This is a genomic window from uncultured Roseobacter sp., from assembly GCF_947495275.1.
In the GTDB taxonomy this organism is placed as follows: domain Bacteria; phylum Pseudomonadota; class Alphaproteobacteria; order Rhodobacterales; family Rhodobacteraceae; genus Roseobacter.
Window position 1 is genome coordinate 1 of record NZ_CANLYL010000028.1, and the last position, 21284, is coordinate 21284.

The 21284-nt window shown below is 55.6% G+C and carries 19 protein-coding genes; 14 read left to right on the plus strand and 5 right to left on the minus strand.

Going from position 1 to position 21284, the window contains the following annotated elements; genetic code table 11:
- Positions 1–232: 232 nt before the first annotated feature.
- The 4 genes from Q0802_RS23760 to Q0802_RS23775 form a co-directional block, all read right to left on the minus strand.
- Positions 233–1123 carry an alpha/beta hydrolase gene (locus tag Q0802_RS23760; RefSeq protein ID WP_298922443.1) on the minus strand — a complete coding sequence of 297 codons (891 nt, stop codon included), beginning with the start codon at positions 1121–1123 and terminating at the stop codon, positions 233–235.
- The gene (locus Q0802_RS23765) at positions 1124–2203 is read right to left on the minus strand and encodes a tartrate dehydrogenase (RefSeq protein ID WP_298922444.1); all 1080 of its coding nucleotides are present in this window, start codon (positions 2201–2203) and stop codon (positions 1124–1126) included.
- Between the two features lie 123 nt (positions 2204–2326).
- Positions 2327–3049 (minus strand): HEPN domain-containing protein, encoded by a 723-nt coding sequence (locus Q0802_RS23770; RefSeq protein ID WP_298922445.1) that lies wholly within the window; start codon positions 3047–3049, stop codon positions 2327–2329.
- Positions 3050–3755: 706 nt separating this feature from the next.
- Positions 3756–5126: an FAD-binding oxidoreductase gene (locus Q0802_RS23775; RefSeq protein ID WP_298922447.1), complete on the minus strand. Its 1371-nt coding sequence runs from the start codon at positions 5124–5126 to the stop codon at positions 3756–3758.
- Between the two features lie 120 nt (positions 5127–5246).
- Between Q0802_RS23775 and Q0802_RS23780 the strand changes: the two genes are divergently transcribed.
- The 12 genes from Q0802_RS23780 to Q0802_RS23835 all read left to right on the plus strand — a co-directional run bounded on the left by Q0802_RS23780 (position 5247) and on the right by Q0802_RS23835 (position 19107).
- The gene (locus Q0802_RS23780; RefSeq protein WP_298922448.1) at positions 5247–5909 is read left to right on the plus strand and encodes a GntR family transcriptional regulator; all 663 of its coding nucleotides are present in this window, start codon (positions 5247–5249) and stop codon (positions 5907–5909) included.
- Positions 5910–6033: 124 nt separating this feature from the next.
- Positions 6034–6768, plus strand: a complete 735-nt coding sequence (locus tag Q0802_RS23785) for a GntR family transcriptional regulator (RefSeq protein ID WP_298922450.1) — start codon at positions 6034–6036, stop codon at positions 6766–6768.
- Positions 6765–7910 carry a mandelate racemase/muconate lactonizing enzyme family protein gene (locus Q0802_RS23790; protein ID WP_298922451.1) on the plus strand — a complete coding sequence of 382 codons (1146 nt, stop codon included), beginning with the start codon at positions 6765–6767 and terminating at the stop codon, positions 7908–7910. The genes Q0802_RS23785 and Q0802_RS23790 overlap by 4 nt, the downstream gene beginning before the upstream one ends.
- A gap of 28 nt (positions 7911–7938) precedes the next feature.
- A complete protein-coding gene (locus Q0802_RS23795) occupies positions 7939–8973 on the plus strand; it encodes a transporter substrate-binding domain-containing protein (protein WP_298922453.1) in 1035 nt (344 codons plus the stop codon).
- A gap of 61 nt (positions 8974–9034) precedes the next feature.
- Positions 9035–10171, plus strand: coding sequence for an ABC transporter permease subunit (locus tag Q0802_RS23800; protein WP_298922455.1), 1137 nt, complete (start codon positions 9035–9037; stop codon positions 10169–10171).
- A gap of 2 nt (positions 10172–10173) precedes the next feature.
- Positions 10174–11256: an amino acid ABC transporter permease gene (locus Q0802_RS23805; RefSeq protein ID WP_298922457.1), complete on the plus strand. Its 1083-nt coding sequence runs from the start codon at positions 10174–10176 to the stop codon at positions 11254–11256.
- Entirely contained in the window at positions 11249–11986 is a 738-nt protein-coding gene (locus Q0802_RS23810; protein ID WP_298922458.1) for an amino acid ABC transporter ATP-binding protein, read from the plus strand. Before Q0802_RS23805 ends, Q0802_RS23810 begins: the two co-directional genes overlap by 8 nt.
- Positions 11983–12921 (plus strand): ornithine cyclodeaminase, encoded by a 939-nt coding sequence (locus Q0802_RS23815; RefSeq protein ID WP_298922459.1) that lies wholly within the window; start codon positions 11983–11985, stop codon positions 12919–12921. The genes Q0802_RS23810 and Q0802_RS23815 overlap by 4 nt, the downstream gene beginning before the upstream one ends.
- Positions 12918–13841, plus strand: coding sequence for an aminotransferase class IV (locus Q0802_RS23820; protein ID WP_298922460.1), 924 nt, complete (start codon positions 12918–12920; stop codon positions 13839–13841). Before Q0802_RS23815 ends, Q0802_RS23820 begins: the two co-directional genes overlap by 4 nt.
- 1 nt (position 13842) lies before the next feature.
- Positions 13843–15372, plus strand: a complete 1530-nt coding sequence (gene betC / locus Q0802_RS23825) for a choline-sulfatase (protein ID WP_298922461.1) — start codon at positions 13843–13845, stop codon at positions 15370–15372.
- Positions 15373–16001: 629 nt separating this feature from the next.
- Positions 16002–17108 carry a DUF4240 domain-containing protein gene (locus tag Q0802_RS23830; RefSeq protein ID WP_298922463.1) on the plus strand — a complete coding sequence of 369 codons (1107 nt, stop codon included), beginning with the start codon at positions 16002–16004 and terminating at the stop codon, positions 17106–17108.
- Between the two features lie 385 nt (positions 17109–17493).
- Complete coding sequence (locus Q0802_RS23835) at positions 17494–19107, plus strand: arylsulfatase (RefSeq protein ID WP_298922465.1); 1614 nt, start codon at positions 17494–17496, stop codon at positions 19105–19107.
- 481 nt (positions 19108–19588) lie between these two features.
- Here Q0802_RS23835 and Q0802_RS23840 read toward each other — a convergent pair whose 3' ends face one another.
- Positions 19589–19993, minus strand: coding sequence for a hypothetical protein (locus Q0802_RS23840; RefSeq protein ID WP_298922466.1), 405 nt, complete (start codon positions 19991–19993; stop codon positions 19589–19591).
- Positions 19994–20227: 234 nt separating this feature from the next.
- Here Q0802_RS23840 and Q0802_RS23845 point away from each other — a divergent pair, with 234 nt between their 5' ends.
- Both Q0802_RS23845 and Q0802_RS23850 read left to right on the plus strand, forming a co-directional pair.
- Positions 20228–20977, plus strand: a complete 750-nt coding sequence (locus Q0802_RS23845; protein ID WP_298922467.1) for a VOC family protein — start codon at positions 20228–20230, stop codon at positions 20975–20977.
- 30 nt (positions 20978–21007) lie between these two features.
- Positions 21008–21169, plus strand: coding sequence for a hypothetical protein (locus tag Q0802_RS23850; RefSeq protein ID WP_298922468.1), 162 nt, complete (start codon positions 21008–21010; stop codon positions 21167–21169).
- Positions 21170–21284: the final 115 nt, after the last annotated feature.

A 21284-nucleotide genomic window follows, 5' to 3' on the forward strand; every position in this document is an offset into this window, starting at 1 on the left:
GACACACGACTGTACTGACAGACCATCGCAATCACAGAAATCTCTTGCAATGCAGGAGCCATCCACACAGGCCGTTCGCCAGACTACTAAGATGCTGCTCTGCGGCCCGTCAGACCGGACATTCGCCGCAGGCGCACAATTCCTCAATGGCCGAACTCACACAAGCAGACAAAATTAGGCTTCACTGGCCTCAATATTCAAAGCGGCATTCAGTAGCATACGCGACATTGCTTTAGCCCGTCAGAAATCCAAGAATATGCCGGGTTAATTCTGCTGGTGCTTCCTCAGGAAGGGCATGTCCACATGGCAGAGCAACACCCAAGACGCGGGTTGCCTTTTCCTGCCAGGTCGCCTTGACGTCGTAAAGCTCGCCGACAACGCTTTGCGCCCCCCATATAGCCATCAGCGGCGCATTGATGCGCCTGGTCTGATCCTCGCGGTCGTGCTCCAGATCAATGCTCGCAGCCGCGCGGTAGTCTTCGCAAATCGCATGGAGCGTGGCCGGGTCACTGTAGCTGCGCAGGTATTCGGCAATCGCGACCTCGTCCACAGACCCTTCGATCTTCACTTGGCCCGCGATATGCCTGCGCAGGAAATACTCTGGATCTGAGGCGATCATCTTCTCGGGCAGCCCATCTGGCTGGATCAAGAAAAACCACCAGAAATAACGCGTTGCGAATTCTTGATTGGTTTGCGCATACATTGTTTGCGTCGGGGCAATATCAAGTACGATTAGCCGCTCGACCGCATCAGGAAAATCGAGCGCAAGGCGATGCGCCACCCGACCACCGCGATCATGGCCAACAACCGAAAACGTCTCGTGGCCCAGATGTTTCATCAAGGCGATCTGGTCGCGCGCCATCACACGTTTGGAATAGGGGAAATGCGATGGGTCACTTGTCGGCTTGTCGCTGTCGCCATAGCCCCTGAGATCAGGGGCAATCACGCGGTACTCTGCTTCCACAAGGCGTGGGGCAACCTTGCGCCAGACCACATGGGTTTGCGGGTGGCCGTGTAACAGCAGAATTGGCGGTCCCGTCCCTGCACTTGCGTAGTTAATGGTGAGTTCAGGCAACTCCACCCTTTGGACGTCAAAACCCTCAAGGAAAGCAGAGGCGACCACTTAGGGGCCTTCCAGCACGGCGTCCGCAATGGCCGCGCCGCAGGTTTTGGTGTCGGCTGATCCGCCCAGGTCAGGTGTGCGCAGGGCTTGCTCCGACAACACCCGTTCAATAGCGGCAACAATGGACGTGCTGGCCTCCCCGGCCCCCAGATGTTCCAGCATCATCGCCGCGGCCCAGATCTGCCCGACCGGGTTGGCGATCCCTTGTCCTGCGATATCAGGCGCAGACCCATGAACCGGTTCAAACAAGGAGGGGAATTTCCCTTCCGGGTTGATGTTCCCCGACGGCGCAATGCCGATTGTGCCAGTGCAGGCGGGGCCGAGGTCGGACAGGATGTCGCCAAACAGGTTGGAGGCGACCACAACATCGAACCAGTCCGGATGCAGCACAAATTGCGCCGTCAGAATATCGATGTGGTACTTATCGACCTTGATGTCGGGGTAATTCAAAGCCATCTCCGCGACCCGCTCGTCCCAATAGGGCATCGTAATCGAGATCCCGTTGGATTTGGTGGCCGATGTCAGATGCTTGCCGCGTTTGGCCGCCAGATCAAATGCGTACTTCAGGATGCGGTCGACGCCAACACGGCTCATGACGGTTTCCTGCAGCACAATCTCCCGGTCCGTGCCGGGGAACATCTTGCCGCCAATCGAAGAATACTCACCTTCGGTGTTCTCGCGCACGATCATCATGTCGATGTCACCGGGCGCGCGCCCCGCCAGTGGGAGGGGAACACCAGGCATAGCGCGCGCAGGGCGCAGGCTTACATATTGATCGAACTCCCGCCGAAACTGGATCAGCGACCCCCAAAGCGAGATGTGGTCCGGCACCACTTCAGGCCACCCAACGGCCCCAAAGAACAGAGCATCACTTCCACTCAAATGATCTTTCCAATCATCTGGAAGCATTTTCCCGTGCGTTGCGTAATAGTCGGCGGAGGCAAAGTCGTGATCGGTAAAATCAAACCCGAGATCGAACCGTTTCGCGGCAGCCTCCAGAACACGAATACCTTCAGGTGTGGTCTCTTTCCCGATCCCGTCGCCCGGGATGACGGCAATCTTCCAGCTGTTTTTTGACATATGCGTTTTCCATTTGGTCGCGCTCTGAGTAAGCCAGTCTTTGAAGTCAAGCAACAGAAGCGAGACCCCAATGCCTATATGGGCCTTGAGGTTGACGGTCCATTTCCAACATCCAGCGTGACGCTACGCTGCTGCCAGCAGCCAGCGAAGGCAGACATCCGCGATAGGCTGAACACTCAGTGCCGCGCTGATTTCACAAATGGCATTCAGGGGCAATGTCCTTGCGAACCGGAAGCCATTTTCAAGCGCCAGGTCGATTTCTAGCAACAAATCTGAATCGCCTTCCTTCTTGCCCCGATGGGCGATGGCGTTACGGACTTTGTAAAAGTGCTCGATGCCTTCACTTATCTGAGCGCTCTCTTCAGTAGTTTGGCCTAAGAGCTTCGAGATATTGAGACTGAGTTCCTTCTTGTAGGTTTTTTCTTCTAGAAAGTAGCGTTCGAAGATGATTGCCAGATCCAGAATACGGTCCTCTTTCGCAAACCTGCCAAGTGTTCTTTGTGCCTCTGCAAGTCGATGAAGCAATGGGGCTATTGCGGCGTAGTTTGTGTCGCTCTTTCTTGAAAATAGTTCAATCGTGCGGATGACGTGATCAGGGCTTACGGGATCCTGCTTCCTGAACGGGTCATGGAACTTCCCAACAAGCTCACCAGCTCTTGCTGATCCTGCGCCATTGTTTTGCCCCAAAAGTCGAGAGCTTGCTTTTGAAATCGCCCCTGGAAAGTCACAAACCCAAGTTATCGGGCACCCTAACACGACGGACAAAAGCTCAGCGAATTCTGCAGCCACCCGTTGAAATAACGGAGGTACGCCCCTCAGGTGCCTGTCCTGCGAAAAAGCATGCACATGGCGGATCTGGGGGTTTCAGTGGAAGGAGGCTGCAATGCCAAAAACAAACCCTGATCACGCGCCCTGACTTGATCTGGTGCACGATCTTGAAACCAGCTTGGCTCAATGTATTCGCGAAGCTCATCGAGTGGCGCGATGAAGTATCCATTGCCAGATCGCAAATCTCGGCGATCCTAGCACCATAAAAAAGATCGATGTCTAAACCGAGATCAAGATCGTTCTCGAGGCGCGAAACGATTTTTTTGTCAAGACAGCGACAGCAAAGATTTCAGCTCATGAGCCGTCTTCAGAAACTGCTTTTCCCGCCGATCGTATTGCCGAGCCATCACGCCTGAAATTATCTGCGCAATGCCTGTATAACGCAATCCCGCGGCTGGTCCGGACATCGAGCATCGCAAAATCCTTAGCCAACTTCACAACATCTTCCCCGGTCAAGATGAACTCGAACCGTCCACTCGAATATTCGTCCTTGTGATCGTAATCTACGAACCGCCAGCTGCCGAGAATTTCACAGTCGCGAGTAATAACGTCGCGTGCGCCAGTTTGGGTTCACACCTGCAGGCAGACGTGCCAGCGCCTCGGTGCCATGGGATCCACAACGCGGTACTCATGATTGTCGCCCAAGTTGCGAGATCATCCAGTCAGCATTGGCTGCCCCATCCAACCTGCACCGACAAGAACAAACTCGATTTCTTGATCCCCATCAAAGCACTCCCTTTGCACTCTCATGGAGCGTTTTCATCAACTTGGCATTGTTGTAGCGGTCCAGCGAAAAGTCATCGCTGTAGGCCGGCCTCTTTGCCCCCATCACCCAGGCTGCAGCCAACTCACCGCCCGCGCAAGCGGCCATGGTGCCAAAACCGGAATGCGCACAGTTCATGAACGCACCCTCAACACCCATTGATCCGATCAAGGGCCAGTTTTCCTCGGTCATCGTGTACCAGCCGCCGTAGTGGTGCATTTTGCGCGGAAGCCGCCCGTAGTAGGCCTTCAGTGCCGGGTTCAGCCGCGCGGCACCGCGCAATACGATCTCGGGAAAATTGTCATCCAGCGGTGGTTCCCAGGTCGCCTCAGCAGCGGTTTCGTTATATGCCCAGCCGAGTTTGACCCAAGTGCCGTGATCGCCACCATCAGGCCGGCAGTGAATCGCGCCAGGCATGTCATCCGTCAGCCATTTGAAATCCGGGTCTGCCTGCAACATTTCCCGGTCCTCGTCAGACCAGTCGATCTTTTGCCCGTCAAGGTCGATTGAAAATGGCAGCTCGCGTAGGACGGCCTTTTTGTGGTCTTCAAAAGCTATTTTTTGCTGAAAAGTATTGTAGATTGGCAATTCGATCCCCAGCATATTGGCAATGCGACCGGCGAATGGACCCGCAGCATTGACGATCTTGTCAGCCCGCAGGGTGCGTGTGCCATCAGCAGCGGCTATCTCAAGCGTGAAACCATCCGCTTGGGTGATACTCTCAACCGATCCCGTGAGGCGCTCAAATCTGTCACCCCTGAGGGCCCCAAGCATATGCATGCCCAATTGTTGACTGCTGATATCTCCACCACGTCTGATATGAATGACTGTCTGGATGTCCCTCTCATAAGACGGAAATGCCGATCGGATTAGAGGTTGATCCTGCAAGATATCCACCCCGATAGGAGCCGTTTCCCAATCCGGTGCGAGGGATGGCTGATAGCGGTCGGTGTCGCCTGAACTGTGGTAGCGGATCAGCCGATCCGCCGTGTGGCCCAGACCGTCATGCAGTTGTTGCACAAGATCGTCAATTTCCGTGCGGCGCGATGCCAACGCATAACCGCGTCGGTTCATGTTGATCCGATTGCCACTTTCGCGCGCGATATCCTCCAGCAAATCAATGCTCCGATTGGTGAAGGCGACCATTGAGGGGTGCGGCCACCAGTTGCGGTAATTCTCACCCGATTGCGCAGAGGTAAACGACATCGGCTGCTCTCTGTCGATCAGGGTGACCTTGGAGAGGTTGTGGTTCTTGGCAAGGTAATAGGCTGTCGAAATGCCGATGATTCCTGCGCCAATGATGGCGATATGCATCTCTGTGTTTGGTGGCATAGATGAGGTCCCGGTTTGGTACTGGAATGTTTTTTTGGGCTGCATTGGCAGTTTTGGATTTCACGCGCGCAAGATCGCACTTGACCGAATCGTATACGATACCAGATAATAAAATCCGATATGAGCGCGATAATCAACGATAACCATACCAAAAGCAGCGCCGGTGATCCGATCTATGCCGGTCTCAAAAGCGATATCCTTTCGGGTCGGTTAAAGTCGGGTTTGCCATTGCGGCAAGATGACATTGCCCGGGACCACGGCGTCAGCAAGATTCCGGTTCGCGAAGCTCTGCGGCGCCTTGAGGTTGAAGGGCTTGTTGTTTTTGAAAAAAACAAAGGCGCGCGCGTCCGGCATTTCTCGGAAGTGGAAATTTTGCAATTGATCGACATCCGCCTTGCATTGGAGTGTCGCGCCTTGGAGTTGGCGGTCGACAACATGATCGCATCCGATCTGAGCGCAATGCGGACCCTTCTTGATGAATATGCAAGCACGACAGATATCGCGCGATCCAGCGCCATAAACGCGCAGTTTCACGACATGCTCTACGAGCCTTGCGACAACCCCCAATTGCTTGGGTTGATCGACGATTTGCAACAAAAGCTGGGGCAACATCTGCGGCTGCTTGTGACCGAGGCCAGCAGATTGGAACGTACGATGCATGAGCATAATGAAATCCTGTCGGCCTGCGAGGCTGGCGATGCTGCCGCAGCTGTCCTGCATTTGCGCCACCACATCGAGACGACCAAAAAGGAAGTTGCCGCCTTCATGAGACGCGGCAAGTGAACCACTTTTCCTCTCTGCGATTGTAGCTGGATAGATGGCACGCCCTCAAATCTTGAATACTTATTGTCGACAAAATAGTATTCTGCATGCAATATGTCGACAAATTAGTGAAAGGCACCTGCGAATGGCCACCAAATTTCAGCGCGGCACTGCGACAAGCGAAATCTGCCAGGTCATTCGACGTGAAATCCTGACGCTGGAAATCGAACCCGGCGCCCCTCTCGACGAAACCAACCTGTCCAATCGCTTCAACGTGTCCCGCTCTCCCATTCGCGAAGTGCTTAGCCGCCTGTCCGCTGAAGGACTTGTCGAAACCGTACCCAATCGCGGTGCAATCGTCGCACCCATCGACCTGAAAAACTTCTCGAACTTTATTGAAGCCCTCGATCTGCAACAACGCTACGCGACCCGGCTGGCAGCGCGTTTCAGAACCGCAGCCGATCTGATCCGGCTCCGAGAGCTGGCAGCTGCCTACAGCGCGGCCGTGCAAGACCGTGACCGCTTTGGGATTTTGCAATCCAACTACGACTTTCACAAAGCCATCGGCGAAATCGGACGCAATCCCTATGTGGCGCGGCACTATGGCCAACTTCTGTCAGAAGCGCGCAGATTGCTGCACATTCACATCCGCTTTCTTGAAGCAACCCAAAGCGAAGACAAGTTGGCCGATCAGCATAGTGATTTCATTGATGCCATCGAAGCTCAGGATGTCACCGCCGCCGATCAGGTCGCACATGAACACACCTTCCAGTTCCATGACCGCTTCTTGAAAGCGTTGCGCTACGAGGCCGACGATGAATTTTCGATCGAGGTCGCCGCAGGTCAGTTGCCTCGCATCCCCCGAAAAGTTGCGGGATGAACGTGATCGCAGACATACGCATCTGCATCCATTGCAATGATCTAAGCGGTAAGTTCTGGAATCCGGCGATCCGGTGGACAAAAAAATATGCCGTATTTGTCGAAATCATAGATGATCAAGGTCGTGTGGGCCTTGGCGAATGTTGGTGCTTCGATGCTGCACCGGACACGCTTTGTGCCTTTCTCAGGACTGAAGTGATACCCGCCTTTTTGGGCCGGAATCTCTTTGATCTTGAAGAAATTTCCGCTGACTTGATCAAGCGCGCGACCCTGACAGCACGGCACGGTGTCCTCGCCTCGGCACTGTCAGGGTTGGACATTGCTGTTCACGACCTGCGCGCGCAGACACTGGGCAAGCCGATTTGGAAACTATTGAATGCAGCAGGGTCAGGGAAGGCGCCGCTTTATGCAAGCGGCGGTCTTTATGGCAAGAACAAAGGGCTCTCAGAACTTGGAGCCGAGCTTTCGGATATGGCACAAGCGGGGTTTCCCGTCGTCAAGATGAAGGTCGGGGGCATGGATCTGAGCGACGACGTTTCACGGGTCTTGCACGTCCTGTCTGCTCTACCCGAAAAGACGCGGCTGGTGATCGATGCGGTTTACAGCCTGGCGCCAGACGAAGCATTGCAGATGTTTGAGACCCTTCCGTCCGAACGGATAGAGGCCTTTCAATCGCCTACACGGGCTGATGACATTGCGGGCATGGCGCGGCTGGTACGCGCGGGCGTACCAGTCATGGCCACCGAGGCGGAGTACCGCCGCGAGGTGCACACCAAGCTGATCGAAGACCGCGCCGTTGCCTTCTTGCAAACCGCGCCAATAGCATGCGGCGGGTTTTCACGCCTGTCCGAACTTGCCGATCTGGTACGCCCCAGCAATGCACGCCTGTCACTTGAGGTGTCCTCCACAGCCGTCGCCCTTATGGCAGCATGTCAGTTCGCTGCCGCCGAAGATTGCGTGGCCCATGTGGAATACCATCATCTGCATCAGGTCTTCTTTAACCATCTGCCATGGCCCAGCTCTGGCTTTGAAAAGATGATGACCCTGCCAACCACACCAGGCATCGGCATTTCCTTACCCAATAACGAGGTCGAGCTGGCCTTTGATACCGCCAACGCATCCCCAGAAGATGCGGACGCCTAATAAACAACGAAAACCAACGGAGAATGATATGACATCCAAACTCAAAACAATAATAGCCGCCTCTGCGGTTACCCTGACCGGGGCCATCGGCGCATATGCGCAGGACGAGGGTGTGCTGGGCGCGATCAAGGAACGCGACAGCCTGCTGTGCACTGGCCACAACGGCTCTTACCTCGGCTTTGCCGAAGTGGACGCACAAGGCGCCTGGCAGGGCTTTGACATCGAGATGTGCAAGGCGCTGGCCACAGCCATCACCGGCAGCCCCGACAAGCTGCAAATCATCCCTGTCAGCTGGGCTCAGCGTTTCCCTTCCCTGCAATCAGGCGACATCGACGTGATCATCAAGGTCACAGGCTGGACCATGACACGCGACACGGAACTGGGTCTAAGCTATTCGCGCCCCTACTTTGTCGGGCCATTCTATACGATGACCCGCAAGGACCTTGGTGCGACCTCAATTGAGGATCTGGCAGGCGGAGTGTTCTGTGCACAGGCCGGCACCACGGTTGAGCGCATTCTGGTCGATTACATGGACACGCGCGGGCTGGAATATGAAATCCTCGCCTTTGAAAAGCCTGAGGAACTGCGCGGCGCCATTTATAACGAGCGCTGCGATGCGGTGCCGGGCTTTGGCCCCTTCCTGTCCGCCACCCGTGTCGAAGCACCTGACCCGGATGCCTTTGTCATCCTTGAGGATGTGATGGCGCTGGAGCCTGAAGGGATTGTGGTGCGCGAAGGCGAAGACGCATTGTTGGACGTGATCAACTGGATGGTCACCGTGCTGTTGCTGGCCGAGCAGGAAGGCATCACTATGGCCAACGTTGATGAGATGAAAGCCAACCCGCCATCCGCCACTGTCGAGCGTATGCTGGGTGCCACGCCCGGTGTCGGCGCGCGTCTGGGCCTGTCCGATGACTGGGCCTACAACGTAATCAAAACCGTCGGCAACTACGGCGAGCTTTATGACCGGACCATCGGCAAGGACTCACGCTATCAGCTTCCACGTGGCCTCAACAACCTGTGGAGTAATGGCGGCGTGATGTACCCGCTCGTGCTCGATTAAGCCTTACCAACGCGGGGCGCGCGCGACAGCACGCCCCGCAAACTTCCACGGGGGATACGTCATGTCGGCACTTCTTCGATCGCGCGCATTCAAGCGCGGTGCGATACAAACCGGGTTTCTAGTATTGCTTGTCGGCCTGATCATCGCAGCCGCTGTGGTGGGTCGGACGAACATCCTCTCACAGGGCATGGCCACGGGCTTTGGTTTTCTGGAACAGACAACCGGCTGGACCCTCAGCTTTTCCGTGATCGACATTGGCCCCCGGTCGACCTACACGCGAATGTTGTTTGCAGGTATCCTCAACACGCTTGCGGTGGGGCTGCTGACACTGGTGCTGGCCAGCCTGCTGGGCCTGATCATCGCGCTTATGCGCGTCTCCACGAACACACCGATGAAGATTGTCGGCGGCACCTATATTGAACTTTTCCGCAACGTCCCCGTAATCTTGCAGGTGCTGTTCTGGTACGCCTTGCTGACCCACACACCCAGCCCGCGCAATGCGATCAACTTTGGGAACATCGCCTTTTTCTCCAACCGGGGGCTGACACTACCCGCTCCCGCCCTCAGCGCCTGGGACGTGATCCTGCTGGCGATTGGCGCTGTGGCTTTGGCTGTTGCGTTTCGTACACTGGCCCTGCAGTTTTCCTTGCGCCAAAGGTTCCTAGGCTGCATCGCGGCCTTTGCGGGCCTGTTCTTTGTTCTGATACTGACAGGCCGCGCACCCGATATGCCGCTGATCTCTGTGCCTGAACTCAAGGGCCTACGCTTTGTGGGTGGCTTCACCCTCAAACCCGAATTTACCGCTTTGCTGATCGGCCTGGTGCTGTTTGGGGCCTCCTACATCGGGGAGATCATCCGCGGCGGTCTTCTATCAGTGGACAGGGGCAAGCTTGAAGCGGGCGCCGCCCTGGGTCTGTCCAACCCGCAGATCAACCGCCTTATTCGTATCCCACTGGCCTTCCGCGCGATGTTGCCAGCGCTGTCCAATCAATACGTCTGGCTGATGAAGGGCACAACGGTGGGCATCGTGATCGGCTATCCCGACTACTTCGCTGTCGTCTCCACCTCGATCAACCAAAGCGGCCAGACGCTTGAACTGCTGGCCCTGCTGATGATCGGTTTTGTGATCATTAACTATTCGATCGGCTTTGGCATGAACGTGCTGAACGAGCGCCTAAAGCTCAAGGGGAGGAACTGACCATGGCAATAGCGGCTCTTCCCCCTCCCGCCACGCAAACCGGCGTGGGCGCGTGGCTGCGCAAGCACTTCTTTTCCACGTGGTACGACGCGATCCTGTCGCTGATCTTTCTGGCCCTGATTTTCTGGGTGGTCAGCGGCATCTGGACATGGGGCCTGCGCGATGCAATCTGGACGGTAGAAAACCGGGATGCCTGTGGCCACGGCGTGGGTGCCTGCTGGGCCGTGATCCAGGACCGCCACCGGCTGATCCTGTTTGGCCTCTACCCCTATGAGGAACACTGGCGCTCAACGCTGGCTTGTCTGGCGGTTATCGCCACGATGATCCTGTCCTGTGTGCCCTTGTTCTGGACCGTCTGGCGTTTGCCGATCCTCTGGATTGTCGGTTTCGGCACCTTCGTGCTGTTGATGCGCGGCGGGTTTGCGGGCCTTCCCCTGGTGACAACCGAGCAATGGGGCGGGCTGTCGCTGACGATCTTCATCTTCTCGGCGGTTTTTGTCCTCGGCATGCCGCTGGCGGTGATCCTCGCCTTTGCGCGCCGCTCCTCCCTGCCGGTGATCGCCAGGGTAACGGGCATCTTTATCGACGTCTTCCGCTCCCTGCCACTACTGACGATCCTGTTTGCAGCGGCCGTTGTGGTGCCGCTAGTGCTGCCGGACTGGTTGCAGGGGGACAAACTGGGTCGGGTGATCATAGGCTTCTCGCTGTTCTTTGCCGCCTATCAGGCAGAGATCATTCGCGCGGGCCTGCAATCCATCCCCGATGGCCAGGTGGAGGCTGCAGTATCACTGAACATGCCGTTCTGGTCACAGGTGGTCGACATCCAACTGCCGCAAGCTTTCCGCAACACCCTGCCCTCCACCATCAATCAGGCGGTAATCACGTTCAAGGAAACCTCCATCGTGACGATCATCGGATTTTTCGAGGTCATGGCATCAGGTAATGCGGTTGTGGGCACCGGTGAATGGGGCCAGCAATACGTCGAGGTCTATCTCTTCCTCGCCTTCATCTATTTCATCTTTGTCTTTGGCCTGTCGCGATATGGCGCATGGCTTGAAACTCGCATGAGGCTTGGTCATGGCTGAACACGCAATCTCGTTTGGAAAACTGAACAAGTACTACGGGGACCACCACGCGCTGCGCGACGTGTCGCTGGACGTTGAATATGGTGAGACACTGGTTGTCTGCGGCCCCTCTGGCAGCGGTAAATCAACCTTGATCCGCTGTGTGAACGGGTTGGAGACCTATGCGGGTGGCACGTTGTCCGTGCTGGGCCATACTGTTGGTGACGATGAGCGCGAACTTGAAGCGGTGCGCAAGCGCGTCGGCATGGTATTTCAGAACTTCAACCTGTTTCCCCATCTGACCATTGTGGAAAACTGCGTTCTGCCACAAATACGCGGCATAGGGCGCCCCCGCGCCGAGGCGACCGAAGTGGCCATGGCACAACTCGACCGCATGCAAGTGGGTGAGCACGCGCAGAAATTCCCCGATCAGATCTCTGGCGGTCAGCAACAGCGCGTCGCACTTGCACGGTCTCTGTCTCTGAACCCCGACATCATGTTGTTTGACGAACCGACCTCGGCGCTTGATCCTGAAATGATCGCCGAAGTGCTGGACGTCATGCAGGAACTGACACGTGGTAACATGACCATCATCTGCGTGACGCATGAAATGGGCTTTGCCCGCGCGGTGGCGGACAAGGTGATCCTGATGGCAGACGGTGCAATCGTCGAACAAGGCGATCCCGAACAGATGTTCACAGCCCCCAAACATCCAATCACGCAGGAGTTCATGAAAGCCGTCAAATCGTGACTGCCCCACCGTTTCTAACACAGTCTGACCTTCCATCCAGGCCAGACTGGACCCGGCTGGTTGCCGCCCTAGAGGCCGGACACAAAGCGCATCGTGCCGAGATTGCCGATGTATTTCTTGGTCCACCAGAGCGCACATTGCTCAGCCGGGCCGCGCGCATCCCGGGCATGGGATCCGGCGTGAAATCCGTGACGGTGGTGCCTGAAAATGCGGCCCGCGAAATGCCAACAATCCAGGGTGCCATGCTGATCTTTGACGATGCCACCGGACGTCACATGGCGACGCTCGACAGCGCGGTGGTGACCAACCTCAAAACCGTGGCCGATTCCCTGTTGGGCGCAAAACTGCTGGCACGACCCGACTGCCGCCGCCTGCTGATCGTAGGCGCAGGCAGCGTCGCTGAAACGCTAGCTGCGGCCTATCCGGTGATCTTCCCGGGACTTGAGCAGATCGAAATCTGGAACCGCACGCCGCACAACGCTGAGGTACTTGCGAAAAAGCTATCAAGCAGCAGCGTTCCCGTTACGGCCATCCAAGACCTAAAGGCCGCAGTACCAGAGGCTGACATCGTGGCCACCGCCACCATGGCGCGTGCACCGGTGGTGCTGGGCGATTGGTTGCAACCCGGCACCCATCTCGACCTGATCGGTGCCTTCCGCGCGGACATGCGCGAGGTGGACGACACAGCACTCAAGCGCGCACGCCTGTTCGTGGACAGCCGCGACACAACCCTCGATCACATTGGCGAATTAAAAATGCCGCTGGCAGCCGGCGTGATCTCACCCGGCGATATTCTCGCGGATCTTTATGATCTTGCAGAAGGCAAACCGGGGCGCACGGCCCCATCCGACATCACAATTTTCAAGAACGGTGGCGGGGCGCATCTGGACCTGATGATCGCCTTTGCCATCGTCGAAAGCGCAGGAACAATATGACAAAAGACACCAGTCACAGCACCCATACCGCTACCGATGATGACCGCAACCGCAACATCAAGATTTACGTGAACGGCGACATCGTTCATCGCGACGAGGCCAAAGTATCGGTCTATGACAGTGGTTTTATGCTGGGCGACGGCATGTGGGAGGGTATGCGCCTTTATGACGGTACTTGGGCCTTCTTTGATGAACATATGGACCGCTTTTTCAATTCCTGCAAATCCGTCTCTTTAGACGTTGGCATGGACAAGGCGGGAATCGCCGAAGCCATGCGCAAAACCGCAGAGGCCAACAGCATGACAACGGACGTGCATTGCCGCCTGATGCTTACGCGTGGGGTCAAAACCAAGCCGTTCCAACATCCGGGACTTAGCCAAAGCGGTCCAACGCTTGTGATCATCATGGAGCATTCCAAGCCAGTTGAAACCCTCCAATCAAAGGGCATCCGGCTTGCCACCGTGCCTCAGGTCCGCGGCCTGCCGATGGCTCAGGATGCAAAGTACAACAGTCATTCAAAACTAAATTGCGTCATCGCCTGCCTTCAGGCCGAACAGGCAGGCGCGGATGAGGCGCTAATGCTGGACCCATATGGTTTTGTTAACACAACCAACGCCTGCAACTTTTTCATCGTGCGCCGTGGAGAGGTTTGGACGTCGACGGGGGACTACTGCATGAACGGCGTCACCCGTCAGAAAGTGATTGATCTGTGTCGTACAAATGACATTCCGGTCTTTGAAAAGAACTACTCGCTCTACGAGGCCTATGGCGCGAATGAAGCGTTTTTGACAGGCACCTTCGGCGCGCAGACCCCGGTCGCCGCAATTGATGGCAAACCCATCGGCTCCGATGAGCGCCCCATGACCAAGCGCATCCAGACTCTCTATAAGGCCTTGATCAAGGAAGAGGTTTCGCGCTGACATGAGACAGCCCAACATCCTACTTTTCATGGTCGATCAGCTGACGTCCTTCGTCCTGAATGCCTATGGGGGCACGGTTTGCAAGACCCCCAATATAGATGCGCTGGCTGCACGCGGCGCTGTGTTCGAAAACGCCTATTGTCCCTACCCACTTTGTGCGCCATCTCGGTTCGGCATGATGTCAGGGCGTATACCATCGCGCATTGGGGCATATGACAACGGCGCAGAATTCACCGCATCGACGCCCACCTTCGCCCACTACCTACGCGCGGCGGGCTATTACACCTGTATCGCGGGCAAGATGCACTTTGTTGGACCGGACCAATATCACGGTTTCGAAGAGCGTCTAACCACCGAAATCTACCCCGCCGATATGTCATGGACACCGGACGCTGATTTCCGCGATTACAACAATGACGAAGAGCGCGCATATACTTTTGGTGTCTCCACCATCGACACCGTCAGGGACGCGGGTCCCGTCGCACGTTCGATGCAGATCGACTATGATGAAGACGTAATCCACCACGCTAGGCGTGAATTGTTTGCGCGGGCGCGATCGGATGACAGGCGGCCATTTATGATGACAGTCTCGCTGACCCACCCGCATGATCCCTACATGGCCACGCAAGAATGCTGGGATCGCTACGAGGACGAGGGGTTGGATGCCCCCCGGGTTCCGTTCATTCCCGTGGAAGACCGAGACCCACACAGCCGGTCGCTATACTACCATTACGGACAGGACAAATGCGATCTGACCGATCAGGATTACGGCAATGCACGACGCGGGTATTACGGCATGATCTCCTATGTCGATGATCTGTTCGGGTCCCTCATACAGTCCCTCCGCGACAGTGGATTTGCCGATGACACGGTGATCCTATTTGCTTCCGACCACGGCGACATGATTGGTGAGCGCGGCATGTGGTTCAAAAAGACGCTCTTCGATCCCGCGATTAAGGTGCCGCTGATTATATCGCACCCCGACATCCCGCCGTCTCGCATAAGCGCGCCCGTGTCATTGCTGGATGTATTCCCGACGCTGCTTGCAATCGCCGGCATCCCACATTCCGAAATCAAGACCCCGTTGGACGGGCATGATCTGATGCCGGCCGTGCGTGGGAAATCGCATAATGCGCCCGTGTTCGTAGAGCACATCGACGGGGGGACGTCCGCACCGCGCGTATGTGTGCGAAAGGACAACATGAAACTGACATTGTCGCGCGCCTATCCGGCGCAGCTTTTTGATCTCGCCGCAGATCCACTGGAACTGGCCAATCTGGCTGATCAAGGCCACCCGGCCGAGGGTGACCTGACCGCATTGGCAGAAAACACATGGCCGCTTGATACTCTGCTCGACGATGTGATCCAATCACAGATCAACCGAAAACTAATTGACCGGGCACTCAGCACGGGACGCGAGGAAATCTGGGATTTCATGCCTCGCCCTTTGGCTCAGAACACGACCTATGTGCGACGCGGCGACGCATTTCCTGAGGTTGAGCGACGCGGGTACCTCAGATCGTCGGAGTGAGAGAGATCTCCCGAAGGACCATCGCCCTGATCAGGATGATCTGAGCAAAACACAAAGAATGTGTATTCGCCAACATTAACGCTGGAAGCCACGAAGCGCTTCAGCTTCAAAGCTCTTGTTATGCAAATGCTATCTACAAACGCAATTGAGGCGCAGATACCAGATGACGACAATGTCTTTCGATCCGTGACTTCGCTGAGACATTAGCGTCTTAAACGCCGCGAATGTCTGCCGCGACAAGTCATGCGCCCAAGGCGCACGATTGGGCCGCCCGGAGCTTGTCAATCACGCCGTTTGGTGCATTACGGGTTCTTCGCGCAGGCCGCAGCATCCGAAACTTTGGGCCCGAAGCCGATCTTGGACGCGGCCCAGTATATGCCAATTCACGGCCTCGACCTCGTCGTAACGGCCCTAGTCAGCCATTCATCGTGTCAGATCGCACCGCAGTGCAGCTTGACCGAGCCGGCCATTCGCTTCCGGTGCAAAATCCAGACGAGTTCGAATTCACAATACGGACAAACCTGTCATCTAGTCTTCTGGGTCCAATGCCTGTTTAGCAGGAACAGAGCCCGTTGTGCTTTTACAATTTTGGGGCGATGGTTGCCTTTGCAGCAGAAGGTCAATCGGACGTGTACGAAAATATAGAGCTAATCAAAAATGAGGTGTTTCGTCCACGCTATGACAGTTTGGCCAAAGATTTGGAACGACTGCATGAACATGTCTCGAACCTGTATCACGCAGACCGGCTTACCTTGGAGGTTGCCAGTTCATTCGCATGTATCCCCCCTGCTGCGGCCAAGCTTGAGGACAACTATTTCGCGCAAGGGCTCTATGCTGAGATTGAAACCCAATATGCCCAGATTTCTCTTGACCCTGATGGAGAGGGCAGACCGCCAGCGATTGATCGGCTCATCGCCGAAGGCCAGGGGCAGCGGGTCATTCGCGGTTGTTGGGCCTCCATTTCTGAGGCGAGTTGGGGCTATTGGTACTGGGTTGACGAACGTAGACGCGGGTTCAGGCACGCATCCAACTGGGCCGCCAGCGCCAAGCAACAAGAAGCAGAACATCGCCGGGACATCGCACGTATTCCTGAACTCAAGGCAGGGCTTCTGGCAAAGTTAGACGTAGCGCGCGGATTGTTTGAGAAGGCAGGAGCGACCGACGGGCAATGCGCGCGATTGGCCACCATCCGCGCTGATGTTGAGGCGGAGGAACGGCAGCGGCCAGAGGGCAAACCGGACCCTCGCGCCATGGATATAACAGTCTTTTGGGAGGTCATCAGCACGCCCGACGAGGCACACGAAATCGATCAAATTGAGACGGTGATCGCCAGGCTTGCGCGCTTCAAGCCGACTGCGATCAAGGCATTTGACGGAATCTTGCACGAGCAGAATCGCCGCGCCTTTCGCAGCGATCTCTGGGCTTTGGCATATTTGCTGCAAGGTGGGTGCTCTGATGATGCGTTCGAAGCCTTCCGAAGTTGGCTCATCCTGCAGGGCCGCACCATGTTCGAGAGGGTTATGGAAGACCCTGATAATTTCGACGTTTCGCAATTCAGCGGTAACATCGACGGCTACATAGCACTGCAAGACATCCCTTTGAGCGCCTATCAGATGCGAACGGGCAAGCCGATGAGGCGCAAATCACTCAGCCCATTAACTCTTAACGGGACGCTTCTGGAAGAAGAGGAGTTCGCAAACGCTCTACCGCGCGTCGCAGCAGCGATCCGAGAATAGGTCGAGGTTCATGTGATACTTTTTGTTTCAGACGGCCCAACGAATGCTCGAACCTTTTGTCTTGAGTAATGCGACGCCCAAAGAAATGGATATGCAAACAGTCATTAATGTGCAGCGCGTCATCTGATTGCAACGTCAGCCGCTTTCAATCAACGCGGCCCAAATCGGCCTTTCACTGATGGGTCAAAATGCTGCGGCGCGGCCTGTCAAAGCCGCCGTTCGCTGCTGGTGCAAGATCTAGGTCAGTTTGAACTCACGAGGTGCGGACGAAGTGAACCCACCAAACACCTACCTAAATGGCAGCCTTCAGCTCTGGTGATTGAAGATTGTTGTTATTGCACTTGGGCAGTCCTACGCTTCTTCAGACATTGCCGGAGATCAAACGATGCCAGAAAAAAGCGAACGGCCAAACGTCATCTTGATCCTCGCCGATGATTTGGGATTTGCGGATCTTGGCGTTACGGGTTCCGAAATCAAGACACCTAATATTGATATGCTCGCTCGCGATGGCGCCTTGTTGTCGGCCATGTACAATTGCGCCAGATGTTGCCCGACCCGCGCGTCGTTGCTTACTGGGTTGTATCCTCACAACGCAGGCGTCGGTCACATGGGGGCCAATCTTGGTACGCCCGCATATCAAGGGTTCTTGCGCAACGATAGCGCAACGATTGCGGAGCATCTGCGAGCTAACGGCTACCGAACGCTGATGTCAGGCAAGTGGCATGTGGCCGGGGATTTCATGGCCCGCGAGGTCGACAGTTGGCGCGTCGGCGATGTGGAGCACCCAACGCCACGCCAACGCGGGTTTGACCGTTTTTATGGCATTGTCGATGGCGTCACGCATTTCTTTTCACCGCATTACATGTTGGAAGATGATAGCCGGGTTGAGACCCTCCCCGATGATTTCTACTTCACCGACGCAATCACCGACAAAGCCATCGGCATGATTGAAGAGACACCTGACGATCAGCCGTTCTTCCTCTATCTGGCGCATACCGCCCCGCATTGGCCGCTGCATGCTCATGAAGAAGATATCGCCCGATACGACGGTGTTTATAACGCCGGGTGGGACGCCACACGCACCGCGCGCCACGAGACGATGAAGGCCATGGGGTTGTTCCAGACCAACTGGAATATTTCCCCGCGCGATGAGCAGGTCCACCCTTGGACCGCGGAAAAGAACACCGACTGGGAAGCCCGCAAAATGGCGACCTATGCGGCAATGGTGGACCGGATGGATCAATCCATTGGCCGTCTGATCGCCGAGCTCAAACGCATGGACAGGTTCGACAACACGCTGATCTTGTTTCTGTCTGATAACGGCGGTTGTGCCGAATTCATGGCCGAAGATGGTTGGGCCAAGTTTTTCCCGGATACGATCGCCGACGGCCGCAAGATTGAGATGGGTAATCGCCCCGACGTTATGCCCGGTAATGCACTGACCTATCAAAGCTATGACAAACCTTGGGCCAACGTATCGAATGCGCCGTTTCGGCTGTTCAAGCATTACGTGCACGAAGGCGGGATATCGACGCCGCTTGTCGCGCATTGGCCCAAAGGGTTTAAGGCCCGCGCCTCTGCCCACGCTGCTTGCCACGTCGTGGACATCTTGCCGACCATCCTCGAGGCAACAGGGTGTACATATCAGAACGAGGTTGGAGGGCACGAAATCCAGCCTATGCAAGGTGAATCCTTACTTTCCTTGCTTTGCGGAAAAGAATGGGAACGCGAACAACCGATCTTCTTCGAACATGAAGGAAACGCAGCAATTCGCCTTGGGCAGTTCAAACTGGTGCGTCAATATTCGCAAGATTGGGAACTATACGATATGGAAGTGGACCGTACGGAGTTGAACAATCTGGCTGGCACATCTCCCAAGCTTGAGGCGGATTTGAAAGCTCAGTACCTATCATGGGCAGTCCAAACCGGGGTTTTGGATTGGGGGATTGCACTCCCGAAGTTACTGGACGCTTGGAAGCTTGAGTCTGCGGAAGGATAGCCCCAGATTAATCTAGGTGTCCTGGCTCTAACCGGAGATTCGACAGCTTGCCAAAACCAACTATCTTTTCCAGACCCAATGAATCTATCAATAATCAAAAGTGAGAATTGCTCTGCGCTCGATATACGGAAGCCATGAGATTCTTGGATCTTTCGATAAGCACCCGAACCCAAGGTCTGATTTGTCCAAGTTGCGCTTTGAGACAGCTCTATCACACAAATCTCATCGCCGTATCAGCCGCTAAGATGAAACGATCGGCCCTTGCCTAGCTGGGTTCAACAGGCATTTGGGTCAATGTTGTGACGGAAAAGTAAAATAACTCTCGCATTTTATAGGAGATTAAGTGGCGGACCAAGGATCACCATTATTATTCTTATAAACTGTTGATTTATTAGTATAACTTAATCAGCTAAAATTAAAATACCACTCTATGCTCAAATTGCGCAGCAAAGTGGCCATCGTCGCTGCGATCAGCCTGACCTCATGCTGCAACGCTTTCCGACAGCGGCTCGACTGTGCTTGACCTTGCACGCAGAAAGCGGCGAGCAATTTGTTCGGGAGTGGCTTCGCCCATTTCGGACAGGGCTGCACGCACGGCGGCGATCTGGTCGTGGAGGTCGCGCAGGATGCCGATCAAGCCTTGGTCATATATATATTTGTCCTTACCTTCGATGGTGTCACTAGACCAGAGTTTTTCGAGGACGTTGTACATCTGGGTCAGGGTCAGCTTGGGATGCGCGGCTTGCTGGCGCTTGCGGTGCGCGTCCAGCTCTTCAGCCAACGCGCGAAGGTGCGTGCGCTGGTCGTCGGTGAGGTTGGGGAAAGGGAAAGAGGCGAAGCAGCGCGATTTAGTATATCTCGGGTCGTTGCCAAGCCATCTAGGCATTCTGGACACAGCTTGTCGAAGGCGGATTTGACGACGTTGTCTATTTCAATACAACAACCGTTGTCGCTCGAGATCTGGAAACTGCCACGGTCTCCGCCGAATGGCGCATGAACAACGCGCATGGCATTATCACCAAAGAGCTCTGGGCGCTTCAGCCTGATGGAACGGCGCTGTTGCGCGAAGACCATTTTGAGGTCGCACAATAAGCGCCTTCGCAGCGAAAGGAACAAGACCATGCCCAGAATTGATCAGATCACGTTGCGCTGCCGCGATCCCCAAGCGCAGCAACGATTCTACATCGACGTTCTGGGCATGGTTGGTCGCAACGACGGAACGATTGGATACGGGGAAAGAGAAGCGGGCCTGGTTTTCGAGCTTGCGGAAAAACCATATCAACCAACAAATCAGGACGTGTATTGGAAAATTGCACTCGCGGTCCCCAATATCGAACTGGCCTGTGATCAGTTGCGCCGCAAGGGCGTGCAGGTCGGCGCGGCCCGTCAGTTTCAGGACATCGGGTATCTGGCACACTTTCAGGACCCCGAAGATTTTACGATTGAACTGATTGAGCATTGGTTCAAAGGCAATCGACCTGATCTGCGTTACGACACCTCTCGTTTGGGAGGAGGAGCCTCCCTTAATCTGCTGACGCTCAGAACCCACGACATCGCCCCCCTCCACAAAAGCTGTTTGGATTGGGGAATGGCCCCACTCTCCGTGCAACATGTGCATGGGTTCGGATTTACGCTGCACTTTTACGCATTCACTGACGAGCATCCCCCGAACCCTGATCTGACTGCCGTCGAGAACCGCGAGTGGCTTTACCAAAGACCCTACACTGTCCTTGAAATCCAGGAGATGGAGGGAGCGTCCCAGATGCACCTCACGCCTGATGGAGCAGCCGGTTACGCGGGCGCAAAATTTACTGGAATGTTGCGTGAACTGTTGCGGAACGATTTGCAGATTTCAGCTAAAACGCTCTGACTGAAACTCAAGTTTTGATAGGAGACAAGAATGATCAAATACCCGAAATACGAATTGCCTAACCAGCCCAAAGCGGTCACTGCCGATGTCGTCAAGCGCCGCGATGCAGCGTCCCCAGACCGGACTTTCGCTGCGACTGCTTCTGTTGTGGGGCACAACTATACAACATTTGGGATATTATCAGTGGTCTAAACCGGCAGCGCGCAGTCCTTCGATCACACGCTGACGATTGAGCCTCCCCCTTTGAAGTGGTCCGCCCCTATAGTTAGGAAAGTGGAGGACCAGAGATGGCCATTAAGAGACCCAA